Genomic DNA, 19,407 nt, shown 5'->3' with positions numbered 1-19,407 from the left:
TTTTCAAGTACAGTCTGTCCCAGATCAATTACATTTGGGCGAAATGCTCTTGTAATAGAGCGTGAATAAATCGGTAACGCCCACCAACTTTTTGCAGTAACCGTTTGTCTGTAGCGTAGTTGAGAAAACGGGCATAGTTCCAGGGAATTAACCCGCGCCAGCAAAGAACCGTACGCAGACTGAAGTGTTGAATGCAAGCAAATCCTGGAATCAGCCCACCAATCGTCCCAACTATTAGGATATAGTATAGTGAGTTATACAAACCAAACATTAATAAATTCTCATAAGCACTATATATATAAAAAATTTGTGTCAGCCCATAAAACGATCCACAAATCAATCCACCAATTAGGGCATAGATTTTAGCATTTGCTAGCGACTGCCAAATTCCTTGGTTGGGAATGGCTGTTGTCTCTATATCTATGCTAGGACCAGGTACGCCGCCAAATACCGCTCCTATAGGGAGTCCAATTAGCAGCGCGAACGACAAAGAACTAAGCAGGACAAAAAGTGGTAAGTGAATTAGTCCCTCAAGCAGTCCATTACCTATTCCTAAATAGGACAAGTCAATACTCACTCCTGTACTAAGCCCATAGAATAGTGCACAAATTATTCCTATAGCTCCCCCACCCATTAGCCCATAAACTATTCCTCTTTTTGCTCTTATCCAAGACCATTTTAAAGTTTCAACTGTCCTGACTTTTTCTGCCATTCCAATAATAATTCCCCCCATCAGCAAAGTAATCATTGGATCTAGTAGGTTTTCAAAAGAGTTATCGAGCCAGGCAATCAACCCGCAAATTGCTCCTAAAATCAAACCTCCAATTAAGCGGTAAGTCCACCCCTTGAATAGCCCTCCAATCAATCCCCATAACAACCCGTGACCTAGCGCAGTAATCACCACCTCAATTGGTGCTGCAATCAGTCCCCAGAGTGCTTCCCAAATCGGGCCTTCACTTAATACAACAACTAACACCTTAATTAGTAGGTTGCCTAGACTCATACTAAACCCAAAAATCAGCCCTGTATTCAGTCCCACTACAGTTCGATATAGCCGCTTCTGATTGCGATTTTGCAACCAATGAGGCTGCATTTTCTCAATCAAAAATTCCGTCTGAGCCTCTTTTTCAAGCATCTTGGCTAGATAGCTTAGCCAACGTTGAGTCTGCTCTGAGGTTGGCTCCTTCCCTGATGCATAGCATGTTTTACGATTATTCGGTGCCAGCATAGAGCGAATGTAGACATCAAACAAATACTGGCGGCGTTCTTCAAAAGAATTGAACCCTTGCCATTCCCTAGGCAGTATTTCCTGGGAAGCCAACGTCATCATCCTTAATAGTAGTGGTGACTTGGTTAGCTCGCACAAACTACGGTCATCCTCAATACTTTGCCACAACTGTGATTTTGCCTGCTCCAGATATTGCTGAATTTGGTCGAAGCTCAAAGGTTTCAAGCAGATTGCTTCATTAAGCTGCAGCTTGATATGGCAGAGCTTATACTCCTCCAGCCGAGTACACACTACTATTGGCTGAAGTCGATTTTTTTGCTCAAACCGATTAATCGCTTCAATTCCTAGCTTTTGGCGCTCTTTAAGTTCATCTAACCCATCTAGTAGCGGCAACAGTTGCCAATTGTCGAGCCACCGTTTGCCAATATTTCGGGGTATATTATAGTTGGACTTGAGTTCAGCTACTAGCCATTGGGCAATAGTTTGGTTGTCGTTTTTCCAGGAGGAAAGGTTTAACAACACTGGCATCGGCTGATTGGGGTCAAGTTCAGCACGAGCGATCAGCTTCTTTGCTAGTTCCAGCAGAGTTATAGTTTTGCCTGAACCAGGGGCACCTAAGATCAGCAATTTGCCAGCGATCGCTTCCTGGTCAAAGACATCTATAATCTCCGTATTTGGCGGCAGAGGTGTATTAAGCTGATTGCTAGTATTGACATCCACATCCCAATATGGGATCACTTGTTGGGGTTGCTTTTCCTTGTGCAGTTTAATCGGCAACGCTTCAGGTAGCGACGGCTCCAGCCGTTTACTGACTTCATCCTTTACCCGTGCTAGTAACTGATGCCGGTCGTCGGGGAGTTCTTGGCGGCTAAGCTGAGTTGGCGTATCCCGCGCCGTGCTGCTGTCAGTGCTAACACCGCGCAACCGATCGCGAGTTGGCGGGATCGCGTAAGGATGCTGGAAAATCACTGGCAACCAACTGGCACAGGGAAATTTCCTTTCTAGATCCTCCAGTCTTTTTCGCGCTGTCCGCTCTGCTAGATACAGATTTTTATTCTCAATGAGAAAAGCCTGGAGAAAATATTTCAAATATCTCTGAGCTACGAGATCCGGCACCGGTTCGCGCATGACAATCAGTTGCGGAATTTGCAGACGTTCTAGCGCCCGTCCTAACCCTAACCCGTCACAGGAGTTGAAAATTGCCAACTGCAACCCGTTCCTTACTGCCTTTTCCAAGCCACGTTTGAGTTCGTCAATCCTTAAGCTATCTGTTTTATTAATGTAAATGCGACCAGTCACACCCTCACTGCGGCTATGACCTGCGAAAAATAGGATGTCCCAGGATTGCTCCCACAGTTGGTCGCTGATTTGCTCAAGTTGAGGCTCTACCAGGAAGGTGGTTTTGGCATCAGGCAAATTCTCTAACAACTGCCTGTCTTTGTCAATATTAATGCCAGTACTATCGCCCAGAATCGCCAAAATTTTGATCGACTTTTGATCGCGGGGTCTACTGTCGCTAACCAGTTGCTCGTACTCTGTGGCACTCAAACCCACTTCAGCTAATGGGTAATCCTCAAGCAAACTCCACAGTTGCCAAGGAAGTTTCCGTAAAGATTCACTATTAGTGCGAATCAGCACCCGTACCTCTTCTTTAGTGTTTAGCTCCTGGCGACATTTATTCCACAGCGGCACAAAGGAAGGTGAGCATAGCCATGTATTCAGGCGCGATCGCACTAGTTCGGCATTTTCCAGGCATTGTTCTGGGGTGATGTCACCGTCAATAATTGTCGCTATATGTGTGACTCGACTCGTCCCTCTGCCCAGACGGTGATAGCCATCCTGCCATTTGTCATATATTTGGAGCAGATCGGACGCTGGCAAAAAACCGGTCATTTCGATTGAGGGGCGATCGCCCTCCTCGCCAATCTCCAGCCACACCTTTACCCCTTTTGATGAATCCTCTTCTTCTAGCTTTAGTACAACTAACTTCGTCATGTCCAGCACCTAGTGCAATTGTTTTTTCCTTCAGATGACATAATGCTTGGTGACGCTGACATCCCCTAGCGTTACCTTCACGCTGAAATGTTCTTCCCGTTCACAGCTAAACCGCGATTGAATATTCTTGTTAGCCCCTTCGGTACTAACTGCCATCGCTGTTGCTCCCCCTTCATCCAGTATTGCCAACTGTAGCCCTTCTGGTAGATAGGTTTGATCGTTATAAGGCTGCACTCCCACAGTAACTTCCATTTCGTCGGTAGGGATTCGGGGAAATTTCACTACTAGTTCCACTAATTGTGGCATCGGTGGGCGACCCAAATCAATCCGTTCGGTTTTTTCCCCTATTGTCACTGCTTCTCTAAATTCTCTAAAACTCCACGCCATCTTTACCGTTTGAGGAGACAGTAGGGACTCAACGCTCTGCCAACCTGTCTCGATCTGCTTCTCAAACCATTGACTCAACCGCTCCACGATGGGAGTTTCGTTAGTTTCAGTTGTTTTGTGAGTTTCAGACGCCACGATAGGAGTTTTGTTAGTTTCAGTTGCTTGGTGAGTTTCACTTAGGCTTTCTAGGTACTCAAGTAAATCATCAATGGTTTGCAACTGGCTAATGGCTAACTCAGTAGTTTCTACTATTTTGCTGAATCCAAGCAGAGTAGCTTGTTGAAATTCTGGCTCTAGGGAAACTACGACTATGCCAATTCGGTCATCTGGTACTTCCGGTGGAATGTAGCAAATTGGTGTATTCGATTGCAAGGATTCTGGTGTGACGGCACGACATTCCAGATGACCCAATCCAGGCAACATTAGGTCGGCTACATCGGCAGCCAGACGTAGAACTTGATTCCAACTATCGCTGGCTTGCAAGTCAGTGGGAATTTGCATCATCTGCATGTAGTCATTTACTACACACACAGCCAAAGTGTTGTAATATACTTGGCGCTGCTTTTCTGCTGTAGGCTGAAGGCTGGCAAATTGCTGCGCTTTTTTGAGTGCTGCCCGAGTAATAGACAGTGGGATTGATTTTGCGTTGATTGTATCGATGCTGTAAACCATTGCAGTTTTCCTTTAGTTCAAATGTGCCTCCATTCCATATATCTCTGCTTTAAGCAGAATTTTCGCAACAAGGGGAGGCATCTACGGTGATAGAATAGCCATCTACTACATACACAGCGAAAGTGTTGAAAAAACCTGGCGCTTTTCCGATTGCTGCTTGAGTAATAGACAGTGGGATTAATTTTGCTTTGATTGTATCGATGCTGTAAACCATTGCAGTTTTCCTTTAGTTCAAATGTGCCTTTCATTTTCTAAAAAATTCAAAAATTACGTTGGCACAATTTGGAATTTTATTCATTACTAGAATGCTTCTTGTTCGAGTGATTCTTCCTGTCCTTTTCAGCACTATCATTTTCAGCACTATCGTCTATGTCATATCCCTGCTCCTTACTAGAATGCTTCTTGTTCGAGTGATTCTTCCTGTCCTTTTCAGCACTATCATTTTCAGCACTATCGTCTATGTCAGTATCCCTGCTCCTTGGCAAAATTTTGCAACAAGGGGAAGCATCTACGGCTATAGAACTTGGGTAAATCTAGCTTTTCTGCTTTATTCAGTTCAAATTGTGCCCAAATATTGTCCCACTCCTTTGCCTCAGCAAATCCTTGAGGCTTACCTCCAGTCAATGCCCAAGGTTGAAATTGGGGAGTAACATTTTCCCAGGCAAAATTTTCCCATTCGGCTATTGGTATGATTCTTAGTAGGATTAAGACTTGGGCATTGATTTCAGGACGTTTTCTAAAGATGGTGTTGCGTAACACTCCGTCAGAATCAGTTTGTACCCAGTCTCTGGTTTCTTCTAGCATCGGTGGGATATCGGGGGAAGCTTTTAATGTATCTACTGGGTCAATTATTTCCCCAGTCTCTTTTGACGTAAAGTGAGGCTCGGTTCTAGCGTTTAACGAATCTTCCTTTATGCGAAAGTCTTGCAGTCGCCGTTTGAGATAATAGTTGATCCAATTAATGACACTGCCACGGTTGGGGTCATACTTCTCTATATTCTGGCAACAATACTTCCAAGTTTCTTGCAGGGCATCGTGATAGTAAAATTCGTTCTTTTTCCAAAGTTTGCCAGACTTCGTGACGTCTTTCACTATCTTGTTGAGTTTTTTCCGCCGCTCACGACTGTCCGCTGGGTACGAACAAGCTTCGGCAACAAGCTGTTGAAAGCATTCTCTTAAATTATCTTCACTATTGCAGTTAGCCAAAGCGCAAGCCTCCTTAACAGTCGCTCTCCCTATTATGAACACACCGTCCCACTGGTTTTACTCCTGCTGTTGCAAATCCATAACTTGATGTTTTGGCTCTAGACGAATTCAGTCTAATACTCATCTATCAGGGTTGAGTTAAAAGATTTCGCAGTTTTCTCCTAAAAATTTTCCACCTGTCAATTATCCGTTGATTAGGCAACTGGAACGCGCTCCGCCCATTTAAACCTGCTCTCATAGTCTATCAACATTAACGGATAATTTACAGATAGATAATTCTTAAATCAAGTGCGAAATTTCTCTGCCCACGTCCGATACATATATGGAGGGATGAACAGTTGAGGAGGAGCTACAAAGCAAGCTCAATTCGCCCACCTCAAATAGAAAGACTGATTGTCTTGATGCCGATTGTCTAACATTCACAAAAAGGAGTAATTTATGAAATTTAAGATTGCTGCAATCAAAGCTAAGATCGTTGCAATGTTTGCAATGCTTGCAACGACTGGTGCTAGTTTACCAGGATCAAATATTAGACCTCCTGCACTAACTGTGCGGGATGCGAAAGGTCGTAGTTGAGCAAGTCTGTAGATAGATTGAATCGTAAGCCAAACTCTGTGGCAGTTGTGATAGTACTTAGCGATCGGCTTTTCAAGTTGATTCATCGGTGTAAGGTTATTTACACAGTACTGGCTATCTTAGGTTATTACCTAATTGGTCTCACAATTCAAGTGCGTGTACTCTACCTCACTGAGGCTTAAAATAGTACTGATATCAATTATCAAGGAAGAGTATATTTGCTATTTAGTACCTTAATGTCTCTGGTCTCCTTGGTAATCTACATAATTATGGGTTTGTTGGGAGAAATTGTTTCCCAGCAGTGGCTCTACATTTCTCAAGGATTGCTAATAGCTATTTCCATAGTGTTAGCCAAAAAGAGTGTTTCGGTTGTCAAAAGGACTCTAAGCCTATAAGCTTTTACGACACAAGTAGTTCTCGATTGCACCAAATTACTACTTTTGCTAATGCAGCTTTGATGAGTTCTGTGTCCACTAATTCAAAGCTTGCTTTTTAAACAATTAGAATTCAACTACTTCAAAGGAACTTAAATATGAGTCTAGTCAACCTCCTGAAGTCTAAGAGTTGGGAGACACAACACCTTTTCTTAAGGCTCTTTGCTCTCGAAGATTTCGATGCTGTTTATCAGATATACAGCAATTTTGAAGTAATGCGCTATATTGACAAAGGAGTCAGAACAAAATCAGAAGTACTCGTAGAATTAAATAGTTACATAAAGCATTGGCAAGAGTATAACTTCGGACCGCTTGCAGTAATTCACAAGGAATCAGGAAAGCTCATTGGTCGTTCTGGGCTTTACCTAAGCGATCGCTCCCCTTTTGCTCAGCTAGGTTATGTTCTAGATCTGCTTTACCACAAACAAGGGCTGGGTGTAGAAGTAGCAAAATCAAGCTTGAAACATGCTTTGAGGAACTAAAACTAGATCGGATTGTGGCTTTTGCCATGCCTGCCAATCTTACTTCCAACCGAATTATAAAAACAAAATTGAGAATGCGGTTTGTAGAAAACATTGAATATTCTCAGTTTCAGTAGAACTGTTACAGGGTTTTTTACAAAGAGTATTTAGCAGCTCGAAGTAAAGCGCAAGGAAAGCTTGAAGACCTACAATGCACCCTAATAATTAACTTTTAATAAAGGTGCGATCGCTCTTCCTGTATAAAAATCACCTTCTTCAACTCCCCACAACTATGCTAAAAATCATCTTGCCTTTCCTATTAGTTTTCATCTGTTCCCCACCTTTAGCAATAGCAGCTTTCGCCTTAACTGTTTACATCCTATGCCACAACCAAAATCATCCTGAAGAAAGGCAAGTACAGCTAGTATTTTTCACCAGCTGCTTGCTAGCCTTAGCTGCACTTGGAGCAGTTTTTTAGTAACTGATGTTTATTAATGAGAGTGCTATATGGAGAATATTTTTTCGATGTGTTATTTCTAGATAGCAGTTTCCGTTAAGCTTTTGCAGGAGTGAGCCGTGTAGAGAATTAATCGCCGCACTGATGAGATTAAATCCTCACAAACGTAAGTATTATCAATGCGGTCTATGGGTTATGAAGTTAATTCTCTCTGCATCCTAGCTCTGTTTGTCACCCCGTCAGGTTTCAACCAGAGTTCCCAAATGAGTTTTATAAGATATTTAGGCTAGAACAATGAATCTTTTTGACAGCAAGTTAATTAGGCAATTAATGCTCATATTATCATGCGTCCTGCTTGTTGTCACTGTCGTCCGTCCTGCGCGAAGTGCAGAACGGATTGGAGTGTCCTATAGTTGTTTATCAAGCTCAATTCCGCTCTCACTTTTGGAAACTTATGCTCGCACAGGTCAAATTGACAGCAAATTCGCTGATTATGCTCCCAGAATCAATTCAAAGCAACTCGCTCAATTGCAACAATTGTTATCCACTAAAATTCCACTCAATTCTGTTGCCGTTTCTCAGTTTCTACACACCCCGATTGGAGAGGAACTGCTAGGGCGCTTAGCGCAGGTGATTCAAACTGACGATCTCGCATCCGAGTTTCATGCCCTACGAGATGCCATGATTCTAGCCGCGAGAAATCCACAAGGATTCACGCCTTTAGAGGTTCTACGACAGTTTCCTTCTGAAACCGTTTACATCAAGCTTGAAAAAGCGCTTGCTTTGGTTGGAGAAGTGAATCAGTTTGTGAATCAGACCAACGATGCAAGTATGGTTGTCAATCAAAAAGCGACGCTAGAGGCACAGTTTCCCTTTGACCTTTCAAGATCTGAAAACTTGCGGCAACCCGGAAGACTGGCTTGGAAGAAGCAAACTTTGACTTTGAGCGATCCAGAGCGCGATCGACAAATTCCAACCGATCTCTATCTTCCGCATTCAAGAACACGACATCCGATTGTAGTCATTTCTCACGGGCTGGGTTCCGATCGCTTCAGTTTTGCCTACTTAGCAGAACATCTCGCCTCTTATGGATTTGCTGTTGTCGTTCCAGAACATTCTGGGAGTGATTCAAATCAGCTAGCAATGCTGCTAGCTGGAAGAGTGAGAGATATTACCTCGCCACAAGAATTTCTCGATCGTCCGATAGATGTGAGCAAGTTGCTGAACAAGTTGGAGCAGTTATCTCGCTTCGATCCTGAGCTTCAGGGGCGATTAGACTTGCAAAGCGTAGGGATTGTTGGGCAGTCATTTGGAGGATACACGGCTTTAGCCGTTGCGGGCGCGACGTTTCAAGCGCAACATCTCAAAACTATGTGTCAAGCGTCTCAAGATTCGCTGAATCTGTCGCTGTTGCTGCAATGCGGGGCAACCCAACTCCCTCAACTGCCTTCCCATTTGTCCGATCCTCGAATTAAAGCCGCGATCGCAATCAACCCTTTTAGCAGTGCAATCTTTGGGCAAGCTGGGCTGAGTCAAATTAGAGTGCCAACGATGATTGTTGCGAGCAGTGCAGATACGATCGCGCCCACTCTACCTGAACAAATTCAACCCTTCACTTGGCTAACAACACCTAATAAATATCTAGCCCTCATAACGGGTGCAACTCATTTTTCTGCGCTCGCTTCCTCTCCAAATGAAGCAATTCCGGTTCTTCCATTCGTTGTTGGGACTAATCCTATACCTATGCATCAGTATCTTAAGGCACTTAACGCCGCTTTTTTTAAGACGTATTTGATGAATCAACAACAGTATCGCTCCTATCTCAGTGCAAACTATGTAAAAACAATCAATCAATTACCCATCCAGCTTGCACTGGTGAAAACACTTAGCACAAGCGACCTATCCAAAAATTTAGAAGACAGGCTAAGCTTAAATTTGAGCGCATGCATTTTGCTTTTACTGGTATTCGCTCCCTTCCCGTTATGGGACTGGGCAAGCAACAGCGTTAAACCCTACACTCGACGGCTGATGTAGCGACAACTTGGGCAACGTGCAGCCGAGGTAATGGCGATCGCGGTTCAATGTTGGGTAGTGCTTGGTGGATGGTGTTGTCGGGACAATAGTCCTCAGCCAAAAAACAGCCGTAGCAGTTACACCTCATGTTTAACGGCAAACACCAAAAATAGATCTGGTCGGCGATCGCCACTCAGAACACGAACTGCCCGCTCGACTGCTTCGGGAATGATGGAGGGATCGGCGACAATCGCACCAAAATCTCGATGAATTGGCTGCATGGTGACTTATTGCATATTGCGTTTAATCTACTATGGATGTGCTTTAGACCCACGTTATCGAGAAAGACTGTGGCAGTTGCTTTTGGCGATTATCTGTCTTGCACTTACGGCACTCAACATCCTAGCTTCTATCGTGCATTCAGTCAGCATATGACCATCTTTAACAAGTTTCAACAATCGTCCACAAAATCGCGAAATTTATCTGAATTATCCGATAGATATTTAGAGAGACAAAGGGCTAGTAAGTAAGAGTTTCAAAACTACCCAATTTCATCATCGATCGCAGCCATCTCCCATTTCTATAGAACTTTAAACTAGAGAAAAAAGAGGAAAAATGGAGTCAACTATTAAACTTGCTCCGTCAATGAGAAAAAGTAACGGGAGCGAGAAGACAATTAATTTTTCTAAAAAAGATCTAAATTTGTTGGATAAATCAATGGCATCAGGTGTATCGCTTAACTTTGAACAATTTAACTCAAGTTTGGATTTAGACGGACTCATCCAAAAACCGTGGGGACGTGAATATCGAATCTACGCTGACAACTTTTATGACATCTGGCAATTAGACATTTTACCTGGGCAATCAACATCAATGCACTGTCACCCTCGTAAAGAGACTGCACTCTTGTGTCTGGAAGGTAAGGCAAGATTTCATACTTTAACTGAATCTCATGCGCTTGAAACAACGAACTTTATTCGTATTCGCAAAGGTACTTTCCATGCTACTGAAAACGTTGGTAATTCCCCTTTAAAATTAGTAGAAATCGAAACCCCTCGCAACAAGTTCGATCTCATTAGAGCCAAAGACAAGTATGGGCGGCAAGGTCACTTCTACGAAAAGCAAACTTTAGATTGCAAGTTAACCCAGATGGAACAAATCAATTCGATCGCCGATGCCAAAATCCGAACGAGTTGCATTCACAACGAATACCGCTTTGGGATTGAAGCAGGGAGGGACATTGTTTGCCGTCGCAACTTAATCTTTATTATTTCCTTGGGATTGAATCAGGCGATCGCTCAGGATATTCAAGTATTTCCAGGTACTACTTTACCTATTTCTTCCTTAGAGAAAGACGATTTCTACTTCACCATCGCTCGTAATCTGTAATTCAATCGACTAATTGGAGAGACAAATGTATAACGCAGTTATCATTACCGGACCTGGCTTTCAAGATCACGATGTGGTCTACACTTACTACCGCTTAAAAGAAGAAGGGTACGCAGTTAGCGTTGCAACTAAGGGAGGAACTTCAGTCAGCGGTAAATACGGGGTGCCGTTACCGATAGATAAGACTGCTAACCCGCTGATTTCCTTTGACGATTTGTCCGTCAGCAAGTATGACGTTGTGATTCTCACTGGAGGACACGAAGCACCCGATCGCGTCAGGCAAGACAAGAAAGTTTTAGAGTTCGTTGCTCAAATGAACGCAACTGGAAAGATTGTCGCTGGCTTGTGTCACGGTCCTTGGATCATGATTTCAGCTAGAGTTCTTAAAGGTCGGACTGTCTGTGCCTATGTCGGTATGGTCGATGACATGGTTAATTCGGGAGCCAATGTCATCGACGCAGATGTGGTAACGGACGGCAACATCATTACCTGTTCTTACTACGGTCAGGTCGGAAAGTTCATGAAAGCCGTCTTTACGGCGGTTGAAAAGCTTAATACAACTACCAAAACGCCAGAACTTACGCTCGGCTAACTGCACGGAGTAGCCAGTAACGATTTCTAATTCTAATACACAAGCCAGTCGTCCATTAGGCGACTGGCTTTGGAGAAATACCAATGCAAAAAGTAATTGCTCTAGATTTTGATGGCTTAATTTGCGACGGATTGAATGAATGTATTCTAGTCACTTGGAACGGACATTACGGTAAGGACTTATCTGCCTTTAGCGACGAAGGACTAGCATCCATACCAGTCGAATTTGTCGAACGATTCAAACACTGCCGAAACTTTGCCAAACATCTCGGTCATTTTATCGTTCCATTGGTTGACTTGATGACTCCCATCATCTCACAAAATGACTTCCAAGCAATTTATGCGGCGATCGCACCGAAAGTTGTCGATCGATTCATAAAGCAAGTAACCGAGTACAGGCATTGGAGCCGTCAGGAGAAATCGGCAGAATGGTTGCATCATCACAGTTTATATCCAGGGATGGAAAGGTTTTTATCTCAGCTCGACATACCTATTACATATATAGTGACTGCTAAAGATAGCAAATCGGTTAGGGAAATATTGAGCAGTGCTGGAATTCAATTTGATGAAAGCCGAATCTTTGGCGAACAAAACGTAAAAATTGAAGCTTTACGCCAGATTACACACCTCCAAGGGATTCCCCCTCACTGCCTTCACTTCTTCGATGACAACATTCTGAATGTGGTGGAAGCCCAGAAAGCTGGATATAGCGCTTACTGGGCAACCTGGGGATATAACGCGCCCGACCATTTTCACATTGCTAAAGAAAACTCTGTCATTAGCATCAGTCTACCAGAGTTTCTGGAAAATCAATTGGAGGTGATACACCAATGACTAGATTACAAAACGCACTAACTGTAACAAAAAGCCAAGAGCGGCACGAACGTTTGCTTTGGATTCTTGTTGCCGCAACGTTCTCGATCTTTTTTCAAGCATATGCGATCGCGCCGCTCATTCCTCAACTCTCTCAAGCATTCGCGATTTCCAATCAGACAATTGGTCTGATGATTCCAGCATACTTAATTCCTTATGGGATAGCCTCATTCATCTACGCCTTACTCTCGGACTATATCGGACGACGGCGGATCTTACTAACCTCGCTCCTAGCCTTTGTTATTTTGACCTGCCTGACAGCAACGGCACAGTCCGCCTCACAAATGATTTTCTGGCGCTTTCTAACTGGGCTAGGTGCTAGCGGTGTAATTCCACTAGCGTTGATCTCGATCGGTCATCTCTTTCCGTACGAACGGCGCGGTCGTCCGCTCGGTTGGATATTTGGGGCAATGGCTGGCGGTATGGCTTTCGGTTCAACCTTTGGCGCTTTACTTGAGCCACTCGTCGGCTGGCGTGGGATTTTCCTCGGAGTTAGTCTTTTTGCAGCTTTTGTTCTGTGGCTACTCTTACCGTATCAGCATCTATTGGGAGACGCAACGCCATCAACCGCAAGCAATTTTCGCGACTTATTTGCTACATTCAAGAAATTGCTTGGGTCTGGGCGGGGACAGCGAACCTATGCATACGTGCTTCTTAACGGAGTTTTTCACTCAGGAGTTTATACGTGGCTCGGTCTGTACTTTCAAGAGCGCTACGGTCTGGGGTCGGCTAGCATCGGTTTCGCACTCCTTGGGTACGGAGTTCCAGGGTTCTTGCTCGGTCCAATCATCGGGCGAGTTGCAGATCGATGGGGGCGGAATCAGCTGATACCGTTGGGCTTTGGAATTGCCGGAGTCTCAGCAGCAATTCTGATGTTTGATATTCCTTTGGTAGTTGCTGCTGGGGCGGTAGCAAGCCTGTCACTCGGCTACGATCTGACACAGCCTTTGCTAGCTGGGATTGTCACTACCTTGAACGGAAAACGCGGCGGGCAAGCGATGGGACTCAATGTTTTCATTCTATTTATTGGGTTTGGTATTGGTAGCTTCCTTTTTGGCGAGGCCATGAGGCTCGGTTTCAATGCAGCGCTGGGAGTCTTTGTCGCCGTCGAACTGGTAGCTACCCTGGTAGCAATCCCATTGTTCCGCTCCGAAGGCTTAAATCTAAAGCATAACAGCTCGCGTTCTAGCTCTTGCTCAAACAGGAAAAATAGTAGCACGCTCTGAGCAATATCTATGGGGTGACAATCATAGAAAAGCCCGCTCAAACTAGCTCTTTTTTGAACGTGTCCTGACACCTACATTATGTTCTTCTCAACAATTCTAGAAAAAATTGAGTTCTTTGCATGTGAATATCTGATTTTCTGAAAGCAAGCCAAATAACGTTCATTACAGGTCTCTTAGGATTTAGTATTAGTGTAAAGCGATTTTCCTCGACCGAATTCTCACATAAATAGTCAGGCAAAACACTGATACCTAGCCCCAATTCAACAGCTTGACGAATGCCTCTGAGGTCGGGAATGATTAGTTTTGGATCGACAGCAATCCTTCTGCCAAATACAGTACGCCAAAAACGCCTGATAATCGGTAGCTCTTCACTGTAAGAAATAATTGATTGCGTAGTCAGCCATTTTTCGAGAGTAATTAAGCCTTCATTGGAGGCATCGGGGATATTTGGTATGTTTACATCTTTTGGTCCGACCAGCCAAAATTTTTCTTCAAATAAGGGTTGATAAACTATCTCAGACTTTTGAATTTGGAGTGTGGAAATTACTAGGTCGAGGTTGCCAGATACTAATTGTTTAATCAAAGTCTGTGCTAGCCCGAATGTCACCGTATAGTAGTTATCATCACTCTTAGGTAACCTACCAAGAATCCTTTCCATAAAAAACTCTTGTGGCGCACCGAGCCGAACTATTTGGGACATAGAAGCTGGTGATATTTTGCTAACTACTGACTCAAGCTGTTCGATGGAATCGGCAATTTGATTGTAGAGTCGCATACCACCAGGGGTTGGAATCATACGCCTTGGGGTTCTTTGGAACAGAGAAATTTTCAGCTCCTTCTCCAAGGCAGCAAGATGCTGACTGACAGCTGGCTGTGTCAGATTCAGCACTTGCGCGGCACCCGAAACTGTACCAACTCGGTAAACCGCCATGAAACTACGATACCATTCAAAACTTACCATAAATATATTTATAGCTAAATCTAAAAAATATAATTTGATTTATATACTAACTCTACCTAAGATGAAAGAGACAGAAAACTGTCTGTCTCTCATCTCTGAAGCTCTGTTTTCAGAGCAATTGAAACTTGTCTAGTTCTACAAGTTTCAATTGCAATCTAAGTTGTTGCTAATAGCTAGTAAAAAGTACGTGTTGCACTTCGATTTCAAGTGTTGAAAATTATGTAGGGGCAAGTTGAAAAGCAGCGAGAATTTACTTCTAATTTCCTATCGACTAAATCGCTTTACCTCTTATCTCTTACCTCGATCCCTACTTGACGATCGCACTGTAATAAATTCATTACCTCGACAGCTTTGCGAGAAGCGTTGGGGTTATCGATCCGAAGTATAATTCAACTCCACAATCTCTTATGATTTCCCAACAACTTGTAGCAAATGAATCTACTTCTCTAGTTGAGTCTAGTGAATCTGCTCCTCTAGTTGAGTCGGGTACATCGATCGCTATAGAAGCGACACAAGCAGATACTTTAATCCCACTAAATTCCGACGAACAACGAGATCGCGAGCGATTGGAGTTGAAGGTAGAGCTGGCGTTCCGCCAGGCAGGTAAGGCGCTAGCCGAATTGAAGGACAAAAGATTGTATCGCTCTACACATAAAACGTTTGAGCAATACTGCCGCGATCGCTTCGACTTAAGTAGCGATGCTGTTTATCTAAAAATTAATGCAGCTAAAGTTTACGACAATATTGAGGAATTTTTACCGACCATTGGTCGGCAAATTCCCATGCCGACCAGAGAGCGCCAGCTACGAGATATAGGCAAAGCAGGTATGGAGCCAAAAGAACAGGCGGATGTTTGGGCAGAAAGTGTAGACGAAGCTGGAGGCGGACTTCCCAGCAGCTCTATCGTTAACAAAGTTATCAAACGACGTAAACAAAAGCCCTTATTGCCAGTTCAAGATGAATGTCAAGTAGGCAATATCTTTGTTTTAGTCGGATTCAAAGGTCAGGAAAAGAAATATAACGACTGTTGGGCGGTCGCAACAGAACTAACAGACTCGACGGTAACTGTTGAAGTAGACGATAGGACTTTGATTGTGAAGCCAGAAAACTTGAAGAAGATTGATTCACCAGATGTTCAGCAGCAGATACTAGAAATTTTGCAGCGGATTAGACGACTACGCAAGGTAAATCCACTCGATCGAGGTGCAGATAACCTTCTCAAAAATTTAGTCAAGCAAACTGACTTAACTCCTGTGGAAGAAGGCTTGTTATCTTGGATAGAGAACTATTACCGCGTGGAAGATTGAGAATAGAGCGGCAATATCTTCTGACACTTGAAGAAGCATACGCACACCCTGAATTTATTATTGAGAAGTTACTAACAGCATTAGATGCTCTCAAACCCCAATCAGATAAATGCGAAATCAATTTAACTTGGCATAAGCTGATTGACAAAAATAAAAACTGTCTCTCAACCATAAATTCAGACTAAAAGACGAGGAAACTTTATCATCTGTCAACAATAGCAATTTGCGATCGCGCACTATACGTTTAAGAGGCAAAACATGAATCTCATCTATCGCGCCATGATATACGAGCGCAATCCTGACAAGCTTCCAGATCGTCCATTCCAGCAAGTTCGTGAAGCTGGAGCAGCATATAACTTGAGTTATCGTGGAGTCACCTATCGTGTTGACCCCAATATCAAGCAGAGTGAAGTTTTTGTAAAACCAGCAGCTTATGAATTGATTTATCGAGGAATGACTTATTCGGTGAATCGAAACGAACAAGGCAAGGTTATAGCTATTACTTCATCTGCAAACTGTTCTCTAAAATGGCTGATTACGTTGCGAAAATTGGTATTAAGCTGATAAATATTCGCTTTGAACATTTAGCTTTGACCTTAGAGTAGTAACTGCTACTACTGGCATACCATTCGCATCTGTAATACTGTGGTTCGGTATTCCCTTACCTACTAAATATTGTTGACATTATTATACTGGTTCATGCTTTAATACTTTCAGCAACCTTTACCCACGAGTTTATTCACGGCAACATTTTTAAAGACCGCCAGCTAAATGTTCTCTGGGGTCAAGTGATGACTCATCTTAACGGAGCTTACTATGCGACTTGGAAAGACTTGGTAGCGCATCATTTCAACCATCACATCTATCACGCCGATTTTGTTGGGTTTGATATTCCTGCTCATCTTAATAGCAAGAAAACCTGGAAACGCTGGACGTACATTATTTTTGAGTGGTTGTATTTTCCACTATTTGAATTTGAACTGCGTTGGCAAATTATCCTTGCTCCCTTTTTTGAGCCGAAAAAATATTATCTAATCGGTCGAAGTTTGGCGTTAATGCTTTACCGCACGGCAGTATTTGTTCTCTTAGGTTGGTTTTCTGGGAAGGCAGTTATCTTGTATGCGATCGCGTACATTTCGTTTGTCAATATCATGCGCTTTGCCGATGCTTTTCACCACACTTTCGAGTACGTTATTATCGGGCAAGAAATTTCTAAGCGCGATCGCATCTACGAGCAAGCTCATACCTTTTCTAATCTAGTCTCAGTAAAATATCCCTGGTTAAATCTTTTGTTTCTCAACTATGGCTATCACAACGCCTATCATCACAATAAGCGTTGTCCCTGGCACGAATCACCTCAGTCACACCAACAGGTGTTTGGAGAACAACCAGGTGGATTCTTGGCACTACCGCAGTTAGTTAGCAACTATCATCGCTATCGAACTAGTCGGTTATTCTCTGGACAGGGAGAAGCAGTATTAGAAGATAGTACCCTGGATGCTTTTACAGGTGGAGTTGCGGTTTCTTTTCTCACTCCGCCATAGGTAAATACAAATCTGGTTAAAGCGCACCGCATCGGTTCTCTTGGTTTTGTTTAGGAATAAGAAAGAAGTAATCAGGCAAGCGATATGAACTTTGATTTTGATGACTCAACTCCATTAGCTCCTACTGAATCCTCTTCTCTTGAATCTTCTTCTCAGGGCGAGTTCAGCAATTTATTACCTAAAGCTGCTCAAGCAAAAATTGTACAACCACCCTCCCCAGAAGAGCGCGCGGAGCAGTCAAAACCCCTTTCCCAAGACGAACAAGAGTCAGAAGAACAAGAAGAAATTTTACAACCACTCTCCCCAGAAGATCAACGCGATCGCGAGCGGTTGGAATCGTATCTCAAGCAGAAATCCTTGGAAGCCTACTATGGCTGGGGTCAAGCACTCGCCGAAATCCGAGATCGAAAGCTGTTTCGTTCGACGCACAGAACATTTGAAGATTACTGCCAAAAAAAATATGGATTTACTCGCCGTCACGCCGATTACTTGATTAAATTTCCTCCTTTGATGGACAATTTGATGAGAACAGATTGTTCTCAAAATCAACCTGATAAAAATTCAATTCAGATTTTTGCGAATATCCTTCCTATCAACATGGCGCAAGCTAGGCATTTATTTAGCTTAAATCCCGAGCAGCAGCGGCAGGTATGGAAAAAAGTCGTAGAAGAAGCAAAAGCCTCTAGTAAAGATATAACTGCTGATTTCATCAAAGATATTGTCAAGCAGTACAAACAAGAGAATAATGTCGTGCAGGACAAAAAAAAGCGCACAATACTTCCACAAGAGGATTGCCAAGTAGTTGCACAAGAGGATTGCCAAGTAGTTGCACAAGAGGATTGCCAAGTAGGTGAGATCTTCACTTTAATCAGTTTCGAAGATCAGGAGGAAAAATACAATTGCTGCCTTTGCAGAATAGTAAAGCTAAAAGACTCTAGAGTAATTGTCGAAGTTAGCGATGGAACTCTTCTTACTGTGAATCCTGAAAATCTAAACCAGAAAATTGATTCACCCGAAGCTCCTCAGCAGTTGCCGCAAGATTGGGAGAGGATTAGACGACTACGCAAGCAGAAATCCCGCGATCTAGGATTAGACAGAATTTTAAAATGTTTAGGAACATCTGAGCCTCTAACTGTTGGGGAAAGATTTATTTTGTCTCGCATAGAGGAATTCTACAAACTGGATGATTGCATCAGCGCACCGGTCACAAGTTAAGGTTACTAAACATTTGTCAAGAGTCAGACTGAGATGGTGTAAAACTCATAGCAGATAAGAAATAGAGGGATGAAGCTATGAGTCGGAGCAACCGCGACCATGCCAAGAAGCAACATCGCCCGATGATAGAAGATGAAACCATTGCCTCTCAATTAGAAGCTTTATTGACATCAGCGATTACAAGACAAGAAAAATACTATCGGCGCTGGTTGAAGTCAGTATTTTGAACTAACCTAAAGCTTTTTTCCCTTGATTAATTCAGGGATTGTTTCAATTCCTCTTTCTTTTTTAGTAGCGATCGCTGTTTCTTTTCTGACTAGCGAACCCTCAACAATTCAGAAGTTTAGCGCGGTCGAACAACGGATATATACTGGGGAAATTTTAGGCGATCGCACGGGGCAAAATCTGGGAGCAACAGCAAAAGCTCGCTTAGTTCGAGGTTTTGAGTTCAGAGCTGCGCGATCGCGTAGCAGTATTACTTATCGCCAAGCAAGAATAGCAGTTCGCATTCACGTCATTTTAATCGAGAGGTGAAATATGAAACTCAAACTTTGCTACCGTGGCATACCATACGACCGTCATTCTTCTGCTCAATCAGATCGTCCATTGCGTCAAGTGCGTGAATTTAACACAGCCGATTGCCGCAGATATCGTGGCGTAACGTATTGTGTCGCTCCTCATCCCCGACCTGCGGAAGTGCCTGCAAAACTAGCAATTCATAAGTTGATGTATCGAGGTGTAACTTACTACAAGTTGATATATCAGGGCATCACCTTTTTAATCAATCGAAATGTCTAAGGATCGTGGATTAAATAAGGTGTAATAGTTTCAGTTGACTCTGTAAACTAGAGAAGCAGACTGATGAACAGGTG

The 19,407-nt window shown here is 43.2% G+C and carries 21 protein-coding genes and 1 pseudogene; 15 read left to right on the top strand and 7 right to left on the bottom strand.

The genetic code is table 11. From position 1 onward, the window contains the following. Positions 1 to 28: 28 nt before the first annotated feature. From DSM107010_RS29490 to DSM107010_RS29480, 4 genes are all read right to left on the bottom strand, one after another. Positions 29 to 3,223, bottom strand: a complete 3,195-nt coding sequence (locus DSM107010_RS29490; protein ID WP_106167635.1) for a CHAT domain-containing protein — start codon at positions 3,221 to 3,223, stop codon at positions 29 to 31. 30 nt (positions 3,224 to 3,253) lie between these two features. Then, positions 3,254 to 4,282 (bottom strand): DUF1822 family protein, encoded by a 1,029-nt coding sequence (locus tag DSM107010_RS29485; RefSeq protein ID WP_106167634.1) that lies wholly within the window; start codon positions 4,280 to 4,282, stop codon positions 3,254 to 3,256. A 49-nt stretch (positions 4,283 to 4,331) separates the two neighbouring features. After that, on the bottom strand, positions 4,332 to 4,496 hold the full coding sequence (locus tag DSM107010_RS38855; protein WP_158631894.1) for a hypothetical protein: 165 nt from the start codon (positions 4,494 to 4,496) through the stop codon (positions 4,332 to 4,334). Between the two features lie 248 nt (positions 4,497 to 4,744). Then, positions 4,745 to 5,374, bottom strand: coding sequence for a hypothetical protein (locus DSM107010_RS29480; protein WP_199755812.1), 630 nt, complete (start codon positions 5,372 to 5,374; stop codon positions 4,745 to 4,747). A gap of 552 nt (positions 5,375 to 5,926) precedes the next feature. On the opposite strand from DSM107010_RS29480, the gene DSM107010_RS38850 reads away from it, so the two are divergent. From DSM107010_RS38850 to DSM107010_RS29465, 4 genes are all read left to right on the top strand, one after another. After that, positions 5,927 to 6,064: a hypothetical protein gene (locus DSM107010_RS38850; protein WP_158631893.1), complete on the top strand. Its 138-nt coding sequence runs from the start codon at positions 5,927 to 5,929 to the stop codon at positions 6,062 to 6,064. A gap of 532 nt (positions 6,065 to 6,596) precedes the next feature. Further along, positions 6,597 to 6,980, top strand: a complete 384-nt coding sequence (locus tag DSM107010_RS29475; protein ID WP_106167632.1) for a GNAT family N-acetyltransferase — start codon at positions 6,597 to 6,599, stop codon at positions 6,978 to 6,980. Positions 6,981 to 7,251: 271 nt separating this feature from the next. Further along, on the top strand, positions 7,252 to 7,437 hold the full coding sequence (locus tag DSM107010_RS40935; protein WP_106167631.1) for a hypothetical protein: 186 nt from the start codon (positions 7,252 to 7,254) through the stop codon (positions 7,435 to 7,437). Positions 7,438 to 7,746: 309 nt separating this feature from the next. Next, positions 7,747 to 9,450, top strand: coding sequence for an alpha/beta hydrolase (locus DSM107010_RS29465; protein ID WP_127024588.1), 1,704 nt, complete (start codon positions 7,747 to 7,749; stop codon positions 9,448 to 9,450). Here DSM107010_RS29465 and DSM107010_RS43205 read toward each other — a convergent pair. Together DSM107010_RS43205 and DSM107010_RS38845 are read right to left on the bottom strand one after the other, a co-directional pair. Next, positions 9,437 to 9,535 (bottom strand): annotated as a pseudogene (locus tag DSM107010_RS43205) (aspartate racemase); the annotation flags it as partial. The gene DSM107010_RS29465 and the pseudogene DSM107010_RS43205 sit on opposite strands and share 14 nt — an antisense overlap. Positions 9,536 to 9,566: 31 nt before the next feature. After that, the gene (locus DSM107010_RS38845) at positions 9,567 to 9,710 is read right to left on the bottom strand and encodes a hypothetical protein (protein WP_158631892.1); all 144 of its coding nucleotides are present in this window, start codon (positions 9,708 to 9,710) and stop codon (positions 9,567 to 9,569) included. A 436-nt stretch (positions 9,711 to 10,146) separates the two neighbouring features. Between DSM107010_RS38845 and DSM107010_RS29455 the strand changes: the two genes are divergently transcribed. The 4 genes from DSM107010_RS29455 to DSM107010_RS29440 all read left to right on the top strand — a co-directional run bounded on the left by DSM107010_RS29455 (position 10,147) and on the right by DSM107010_RS29440 (position 13,508). Continuing rightward, on the top strand, positions 10,147 to 10,818 hold the full coding sequence (locus DSM107010_RS29455) for a cupin domain-containing protein (protein ID WP_158631891.1): 672 nt from the start codon (positions 10,147 to 10,149) through the stop codon (positions 10,816 to 10,818). Positions 10,819 to 10,843: 25 nt separating this feature from the next. Further along, positions 10,844 to 11,410 (top strand): DJ-1/PfpI family protein, encoded by a 567-nt coding sequence (locus DSM107010_RS29450; RefSeq protein WP_106170578.1) that lies wholly within the window; start codon positions 10,844 to 10,846, stop codon positions 11,408 to 11,410. Between the two features lie 83 nt (positions 11,411 to 11,493). Beyond that, positions 11,494 to 12,243, top strand: coding sequence for an HAD family hydrolase (locus tag DSM107010_RS29445; RefSeq protein WP_106170580.1), 750 nt, complete (start codon positions 11,494 to 11,496; stop codon positions 12,241 to 12,243). After that, on the top strand, positions 12,240 to 13,508 hold the full coding sequence (locus DSM107010_RS29440) for an MFS transporter (protein ID WP_127024585.1): 1,269 nt from the start codon (positions 12,240 to 12,242) through the stop codon (positions 13,506 to 13,508). The genes DSM107010_RS29445 and DSM107010_RS29440 overlap by 4 nt, the downstream gene beginning before the upstream one ends. Before the next feature lie 76 nt (positions 13,509 to 13,584). Here the strand turns inward: DSM107010_RS29440 and DSM107010_RS29435 are convergent, their stop codons facing one another. Then, positions 13,585 to 14,469 (bottom strand): LysR family transcriptional regulator, encoded by an 885-nt coding sequence (locus DSM107010_RS29435; RefSeq protein ID WP_127024582.1) that lies wholly within the window; start codon positions 14,467 to 14,469, stop codon positions 13,585 to 13,587. A gap of 407 nt (positions 14,470 to 14,876) precedes the next feature. On the opposite strand from DSM107010_RS29435, the gene DSM107010_RS29430 reads away from it, so the two are divergent. The 7 genes from DSM107010_RS29430 to DSM107010_RS29405 all read left to right on the top strand — a co-directional run bounded on the left by DSM107010_RS29430 (position 14,877) and on the right by DSM107010_RS29405 (position 19,333). Further along, complete coding sequence (locus DSM107010_RS29430; protein ID WP_106171049.1) at positions 14,877 to 15,776, top strand: hypothetical protein; 900 nt, start codon at positions 14,877 to 14,879, stop codon at positions 15,774 to 15,776. A 258-nt stretch (positions 15,777 to 16,034) separates the two neighbouring features. Further along, entirely contained in the window at positions 16,035 to 16,340 is a 306-nt protein-coding gene (locus tag DSM107010_RS29425; RefSeq protein WP_106171043.1) for a DUF4278 domain-containing protein, read from the top strand. 110 nt (positions 16,341 to 16,450) lie between these two features. Then, complete coding sequence (locus DSM107010_RS29420; protein WP_106171040.1) at positions 16,451 to 17,320, top strand: fatty acid desaturase; 870 nt, start codon at positions 16,451 to 16,453, stop codon at positions 17,318 to 17,320. 357 nt (positions 17,321 to 17,677) lie between these two features. After that, a complete protein-coding gene (locus tag DSM107010_RS29415) occupies positions 17,678 to 18,535 on the top strand; it encodes a hypothetical protein (RefSeq protein ID WP_199755809.1) in 858 nt (285 codons plus the stop codon). Between the two features lie 77 nt (positions 18,536 to 18,612). Beyond that, a complete protein-coding gene (locus DSM107010_RS38840; RefSeq protein ID WP_158631890.1) occupies positions 18,613 to 18,762 on the top strand; it encodes a hypothetical protein in 150 nt (49 codons plus the stop codon). 22 nt (positions 18,763 to 18,784) lie between these two features. After that, positions 18,785 to 19,069, top strand: a complete 285-nt coding sequence (locus tag DSM107010_RS29410; protein WP_127024576.1) for a hypothetical protein — start codon at positions 18,785 to 18,787, stop codon at positions 19,067 to 19,069. A gap of 3 nt (positions 19,070 to 19,072) precedes the next feature. Then, on the top strand, positions 19,073 to 19,333 hold the full coding sequence (locus DSM107010_RS29405; protein ID WP_127024573.1) for a DUF4278 domain-containing protein: 261 nt from the start codon (positions 19,073 to 19,075) through the stop codon (positions 19,331 to 19,333). Positions 19,334 to 19,407: the final 74 nt, after the last annotated feature.

The organism is Chroococcidiopsis cubana SAG 39.79, assembly GCF_003991895.1.
GTDB lineage: Bacteria > Cyanobacteriota > Cyanobacteriia > Cyanobacteriales > Chroococcidiopsidaceae > Chroococcidiopsis > Chroococcidiopsis thermalis.
This window is presented reverse-complemented; position numbering and strand designations above follow the sequence as displayed.